This window comes from Kitasatospora sp. NPDC056531, assembly GCF_042794375.1.
In the GTDB taxonomy this organism is placed as follows: domain Bacteria; phylum Actinomycetota; class Actinomycetes; order Streptomycetales; family Streptomycetaceae; genus Kitasatospora.
The window spans coordinates 1-2494 of the sequence record NZ_JBHTTU010000283.1 but is presented as its reverse complement, the minus strand read 5'-3'; the positions used below and the strand labels follow the sequence as shown (position 1 = coordinate 2494).

The window sequence follows — 2494 nt, the reverse complement described above, 5'->3', positions numbered from 1 at the left end:
CAGTTGCACTCGCGTCACGCGACAGATCTACCTGATCAGGCCTCGCCATGAGGGCGAATCCCACAGATTGATCACGACCCGATACCCGCCCTAGCCGTCTGCACCGGCCCGGAGAGCGCGGATCCGGCAGACGCAGCCGCCCTGTCCGGTGGCACCGACCCAAGCCTGAGCCGCTTCTACGGCCAGCGGATCGGCTGGGCGGCGTGCCCGGACGATCCGCGTGCCCCTGCAGGCGCCGGGCCCACGATGCAGTGCGCCACCCTCACTGTGCCGCTCGACTACACCCGCCCTGACGGCGACGTCCTCGACGTGGCTGTAGTCCGCTACCCCGCCGCCAAACGGGAGCGGCGGGTCGGCTCGCTGATCGTCAACGCCGGGGGCCGCAGCGGCTCCAACGTCGCCATGGTCAGACTGGACCGCCATTCCTTCGACGGGCCCCTGCACGAGCGGTTCGACATCATCGGGTTCGACCCGCGCGGCGTCGGCGGCACCACACCGGTCAACTGCCTCGACGACCGGGCCCACGACGCCCAGTTCACCGCCGACGGACCCGCCGACGAACGGACCCGCACCCTCGCCGACGCCTGCCGGGCCAGGTACGCCCCGGTGCTGCCTTCCTGGGGACCCGCAACACCGCCCGTGACATGGACGTGCTGCGCGCCACCCTGGGCGAACGCACGCTCAACTACTTCGGTCTGTCCTCCGGTACCTACCTCGGTATCCTCTACGTCGAACAGTTCCCGCACCGGCTCGGGCGCGTGGTTCTCGACGGCGCCTCCTCCCCGTCCGTCCCGCCGACCGACAGCACTGTCGCCCGCCAGGTCGGCCTCGAACAGGCCCTCAGCTCGTTCGCGGCCGACTGCACCACCCTGGGTGCGTGCCCGCTCGGCACCGACCCCGGCCAGGCCGCTCGGAAGCTCGCCTCCTACCTTGACGGCCTCACCGACCACCCGCTGACCACCAGCAGCGGACGCGCACTGACCGCCAACGCCGCCTGGACCGCTGTCCTCACCACACTCACCAACGGCCACCAGGACTGGCCCCGTCTGCGTGACGCACTCGACTGGGCGATGGTCCACGGCCGGGGCGACGACCTCCTCGATATCGCCGACGCGGCCAACGGCCGCAACGCACAAGGCCGTTACAACGGCTACGCGGACGCCCCACCGCCATCGCCTGCGCCGACAGTGCCGCTAACTCCCCCACCCCCGAACAACTGCAGAGCGCACTGGCCGACCTCGCCGTCAAAGCCCCGCTGACCAGCCGGCACGCACCACAACGGGCCGTCCTCGACCCGGACTGCCGCTCCTGGCCCTACCACTCCCCCGAACAGCCACACGCGGCCCGCCCCACCACCGACACCACCATCCTGGTCGTCGGCTCCACTGCCGACCCCGTCACGCCCTACGCCGCCACCCGCCAACTCACCGCCGAACTCGGCAACGCCTCCCTGCTCACCCGCGGCGGCGACGGCAACACCGCCTACGGACGCAGCACCTGCATCCGCACCGCCGTCGACACCTTCCTCACCCAGGGAACCCTCCCCGCCCCCGGCAAGGGCTGCCCGAGCGACTGACCACCCGCACACACCGGCCCACCACCGAGCGGCGACGACAACCCGGCCCGTCCGACGACTCCGGCGGCGGCCGAAGCCGGGTGCCGTCACCGCCGCCCCGGCACCCGACCCCGCACGTCCACCGGGACACCCCAGGACCACCCACCCGTGCGGCACCTCCCCGGCCACCCCTGTTGGCACGCACCGTGCTTCCGCCGGTCTCGTTGCTGTCGAGCGGAGCCGGGCATGGCAGCCGACTGCGGCTGCCGGTGCGCGGCGGGACGGCTAGCCGCGAGCGGCGGCCAGGGGGCGCCAGGTCGAGCGAGACCTGGAAGGGATGAAAGCGTCAGCCCCGCTCGGGCAAATCCGCAGCATGCTGGTGTGCGATGGCCAACGCCGTCTCCCGCTCGAAGAGATACGGAGCGCTGCCGGTGAATCGGGCGTGCTGCCACGACTCGCCGTCCCAGTGGCGGGCCAGGGCGGAGCCCTCGAACACCGCCCAGAGCTCTGCCTGATCAGGGTCCCTGGCCACGACGAATTCGCCTCCGGTGTGCGCGCCGTCACGTGCTCCGGGAATGCGGTATTCGGAGACGAAGTCGGCCGAGTCCCGCTCGTCCTGCTTCACCTTCTCGTTCCAGACACGGAAGTTCTCCTCAGCCGCGGCATCGTAGAAGCGGACCCGGCGCCAGCGCTGAGCCTCGAAGTCGTCCGTCTTCTGCCACTGCTGGGCGACCCCGACCAGGTGGTTCCAGGTGGCCTGAACGTCCTGGATCCGCTGCAGTTCCTTCCGCTGGTCCTGACGGCCACCGTCAACAGCTTTGTCACTGAGGAGATAGGTGAGGGTGACCCTGTTGCCCATTCGGCTGATCTTGGGCGGGTTGGGTGGCAGGGTTGCTGGTGCGGCCGGTTGTCTTCCGTTCCCCGGCCGTGGGACGGGAG

At 70.8% G+C, this 2494-nt stretch carries 3 protein-coding genes; 2 read left to right on the top strand and 1 reads right to left on the bottom strand.

Annotated features, from left to right (window positions below; genetic code table 11):
* The first annotated feature begins 503 nt into the window (after positions 1-503).
* Together ACFQ87_RS45625 and ACFQ87_RS45620 are read left to right on the top strand one after the other, a co-directional pair.
* Positions 504-1259: an alpha/beta fold hydrolase gene (locus ACFQ87_RS45625; protein ID WP_380616951.1), complete on the top strand. Its 756-nt coding sequence runs from the start codon at positions 504-506 to the stop codon at positions 1257-1259.
* Positions 1172-1576, top strand: a complete 405-nt coding sequence (locus tag ACFQ87_RS45620) for an alpha/beta hydrolase (RefSeq protein ID WP_380616950.1) — start codon at positions 1172-1174, stop codon at positions 1574-1576. The genes ACFQ87_RS45625 and ACFQ87_RS45620 overlap by 88 nt, the downstream gene beginning before the upstream one ends.
* A gap of 325 nt (positions 1577-1901) precedes the next feature.
* Here ACFQ87_RS45620 and ACFQ87_RS45615 read toward each other — a convergent pair whose 3' ends face one another.
* Positions 1902-2414: a hypothetical protein gene (locus tag ACFQ87_RS45615; RefSeq protein ID WP_380616949.1), complete on the bottom strand. Its 513-nt coding sequence runs from the start codon at positions 2412-2414 to the stop codon at positions 1902-1904.
* Between the last annotated feature and the right edge of the window lie 80 nt (positions 2415-2494).